This is a genomic window from Xanthovirga aplysinae, assembly GCF_009711365.1.
GTDB lineage: Bacteria > Bacteroidota > Bacteroidia > Cytophagales > Cyclobacteriaceae > Xanthovirga > Xanthovirga aplysinae.
The window spans coordinates 1-3,931 of sequence record NZ_SMMB01000780.1 but is presented as its reverse complement, the minus strand read 5'-3'; the positions used below and the strand labels follow the sequence as shown (position 1 = coordinate 3,931).

The window sequence follows — 3,931 nt, the reverse complement described above, 5'->3', positions numbered from 1 at the left end:
TAATTCTTACAGAAGATGAACAAAAAAAAATTGAAAATGCATTTAGTCTGAAGTCCATAAAAAAGGGTGATTATTTAATAAAGGAAGGACAAATATGTCACCATATAGCATATGTAAAAAGTGGCATGTTAAGAGTATACTATTATGATGATGAGAATTTAGATGAAGTTACTTGTCATCTCGCTTTTCCAGATACTTTTATTTCTTCTTTCACCAGTTTTTTAACCCAGACGTCAACGCGAGAAAACATTGCTGCAATTGAAAATTCAGAAATACTCATGGTTAATAGATGCAATTTGGAAAAATTGTCGGGTGAAATACCAAAACTGCATATTTGGAGAAGAGTAATGGCGGAAAATCTCTTTATCATGATGGAAAAAAGAATCCTCATGCTACAGTCCCATGATGCTTACGAAAGATATAGACAAATGCTTCTGGAAAATCCTGATATCATCCTTAATGTTCCATTACAATATACCGCTTCTTTTTTGGGAATTACACCACAGCATTTGAGCCGAATAAGAAAAAAAATCATATCGTAAGTGGTGTCACAATTTATTTACAAAAGAACTCCAAAAACAAAGACGCAGATAATCAAGCCCAGTTGATATCCGAAATACTCTATCCTTTTAGCTATAAATTTTGGTTCTTACCTTACTCTGAAGGCTTTTAATATTTTAACTTCTGCTAATGAATGTTCAACTTTGACTCTAGTTTTACCAATCCTCTTATTAATCTGCTTTTGGAGCTTTATTAATTTATTAGATTTAGATTTCCTATATAGGAAAAGCCACCATATAATTCCTTTCTATACCTAAAAGCCTAATTCTGCTATTAATTTTATGTCTTCAAATACAACCTTTTTTTCACCCCAAATTGGTTTATCATGTACTAGTCATTTATATGAAGGGCTTAGAAATAATATACCCCCATCTTCGTAGGTAACAGGCAATTTTTTTATGATATGCCTTTTCTTTTTTCCACCTTGTCCTTCCTCCTGGGCTAAGTAATCAATCCTTTTTTAGACCTGACCTTCTACCATCTACAATTAAATTTTCAACCGATTTAATCCCTAATGATTTCTTAACAAATGTTCAGGATTTTACTTTTTTAATTGGGCAATTTTGACGCATCATAAAAGTATGTCAAAATGGAACGAAAAGAATTTATTGTGAAGACTGGAGCAATGATTACAGCAGTCGCTTTGCTATCAAGTTTTAAAGGAATCACTGGAATATCAAAACAAACAAAGCAAAATAATATGAAGAACAAAAGGCCTAGCGCGGACGATTTTTCTCAACCCATAATGAAGGCAATTTCATTTGGAATTAACGCCCCCAATCCTCATAATACGCAAGCCTGGAAAATGAGGATAACTTCTGATGTTGAAATGCTTCTTTATATAGATGAAAACAGATTGTTACCTGCGACAGATCCACCAACACGACAAATCCACATTGGGAGTGGATGTTTTATTGAAACACTGCGAATAGGAGCCTTAGGAATAGGTTACGAGACCAAAATAACCTACTTCCCTGAAGGTCCATATGAATTAGAAGACATAGGGAAAAAACCAGTTGCTCAAATATCTTTATCGAGAAAAGAAAACATTGAAAAAAGTCAGCTTTTTCCTCACATTTTCACCCGACAGACGAACAGAAAATCGTACCATGGGCCCATGGTAACAACTAAGGAGTTCAACCATATCATGAACCTTGTCAGTGAAACACATTCGGAAATCATTACTATGAATGATTATAAAAAAATGCAACCTTTCCTAGATATTTTTAGTAATGCTATGCGTATTGAAGCAAACACTTCTAAACATCTCTGGGAGGAAACTCGGATTTGGATGAGATGGAATAAGAAAGACCGTCTAAATAACCGAGATGGATTAAGTGTCCCTCAATCTGGAGTTGATGGATTAAAAAAAATAATTTTAGAGGGTTATTTAAAAAATGGAGACCCAAAAAGATGGTTTAGTGAGCGCGTAATTGAATCCAGTTTAAAAGCGTACACAAAAGGGATAAAAAGCTCCAAAGGCTTGGTGTTTTTCAAAACCGACTCCAATACTTCTTTAGACTGGGTAAAAACAGGTAGAGACTTTGCTAGATTTCATTTAGCTGCTACTGAATTAAATATGTACTTGCACCCCTATTCCCAAGTATTACAAGAATACGAAGAGATGGATAAACTAAATACCAAATTCAATAAACTTTTCAACATATCTAATGGTGGCAAAGTACAAATGGCCGTGCGGATTGGTAGAGGTGACAAGCCTTATTTATCGTATAGAAGAAATGTAAAAGACTACTTAAAGGAATAAAAATTGCTAATATAATTAGGCATTCAAGTGGGCAGCAGCCCTAACTTGAGTGCCCAGTTACAAGAAAACGGTTCTTAAAAGTATGGGCAAAGTATTTTTTATTTATACTAATGGAAAAGTTTTAACATGGGTTATTTTTTGGTTAAGGATTAAGTTGCGGTGAGTTAATTTCTTCATTTTTTCCTTTCTTTTTTCTTTTAACCCTATAAATCTACTTTTATTTTCTTTTTTCTTTTCAAGCCCAATTGTTTAATCCAAGGGAATTTATTTTAAATACTTTGTTATAAATTGCCGAATAGCCCATAAATCATAAGGTCACAAAATTGAATAACAACTACATTATTAGGGGTAAAAAGGGGCATGCCCATTTTCTAAAAAGTTAATTCAATTATGAAGGACTGGGATTGGACTATCAATTTTAAAGAAACACATTCAGGTTTCAGACAAACCCTTCATTTTCCTTACAGAAAGGACATTGGCTTTCTTCTGATTGGGAATTGAAAGGTTAAAAGTGCTACCTTTTCCTTCTTCAGACACTAACTCAATCTTTCCTCCAATTTTTTGTAAAATCTCTTTCACGATATAAAGCCCAATTCCAGAACCTGAAGCTAATTCTGTTGCTCGGTAAAACATATTGTAAATATGCTCCTGATAATCCTTGGGAATCCCTATCCCATTATCTTCAATACTCAAATGACAGGAATCTTCACCAGTAGTGATTTTAACCAAGATATAAGGATTAGGTTTAGAAAAATCTGCATATTTTATAGCATTTGAAAGCAAGTTATTTAGAACTGTTTTTAAACGAAACTTATCAGAGAAAAAAGGCGCTTCCTCCTTAATTTTATATTTAAAAGAAATTTTTTCAACATAAGGCAGAAACTTTAGCATACTAAAAGTTTCATTAATCAATGTGGAAAAAGTGATCTTCTCAAAAACCAGATCCACTCTACTGTTTCTTGAAAAATTCAACACATCATTTATATATCGTCTTAGGTTTTCAATACTATGTTCAATTTTTTCAATATACCCCTCAGCTTCTGGACCTTTCACATCGTATTTCATAATATTAACCAGACCAAGAACAGAGGCAATAGGCGCATTGATATCATGAGAAATACTATAAACAAAATTATCAAGCTCCTTATTTGTCTTATGGAACTCATTTAAAGCAATTTGTTTTTCCGTCAGTTCCTTTTTAATGGCTCTGGTTTGGAGTTTCACCATTCGTCTTAAAGTAAAAATACCAATAACTGCCAATAGTAATAACAAAAGAATACCCCCGACAACCCATCTTACATATTTCATAATATGGTAAGAGCGAGAAGCTTCCTGGGGGATGTAGATGGAAAACCATTTGTTATAAATATCAATGTAGCGCCGTTGCGCCTTTAAAATCTCTATCCCTTCATTTATTTTATTGATTAAAACTGTATCCCCTTTATGGGCAGCAAAAGCCAAGGGAGCTGGGTTCATGGGAGGTCCTGTCAATCTTAGATTTGAATACTCGGGTCTAAATTGAATGGTTTGCGCCACAAATTCATTTACCAAAGCCAAGTCGTATTTTCCATCTGCTAAAAGCCTCAAGGCATCATGGGGGGAACC

3 protein-coding genes are annotated in these 3,931 nt (G+C 33.9%); 2 read left to right on the top strand and 1 reads right to left on the bottom strand.

Annotated features, from left to right (window positions below):
- Positions 1-542 (top strand): Crp/Fnr family transcriptional regulator (locus E1171_RS05580; RefSeq protein WP_155204906.1); only part of this gene is annotated, 542 nt, incomplete at its 5' end.
- A gap of 608 nt (positions 543-1,150) precedes the next feature.
- Positions 1,151-2,326: an Acg family FMN-binding oxidoreductase gene (locus E1171_RS05575; protein WP_155204904.1), complete on the top strand. Its 1,176-nt coding sequence runs from the start codon at positions 1,151-1,153 to the stop codon at positions 2,324-2,326.
- A 432-nt stretch (positions 2,327-2,758) separates the two neighbouring features.
- Here the strand turns inward: E1171_RS05575 and E1171_RS05570 are convergent.
- Positions 2,759-3,931: ATP-binding protein (locus tag E1171_RS05570; protein WP_155204902.1), on the bottom strand; the 1,173-nt coding region annotated here is incomplete at its 5' end.

Coding starts and splice junctions, on each gene's coding strand:
- E1171_RS05575 (WP_155204904.1), top strand. CDS start 1,151: ATGGAACGAAAAGAATTTATTGTGAAGACTGGAGCAATGATTACAGCA.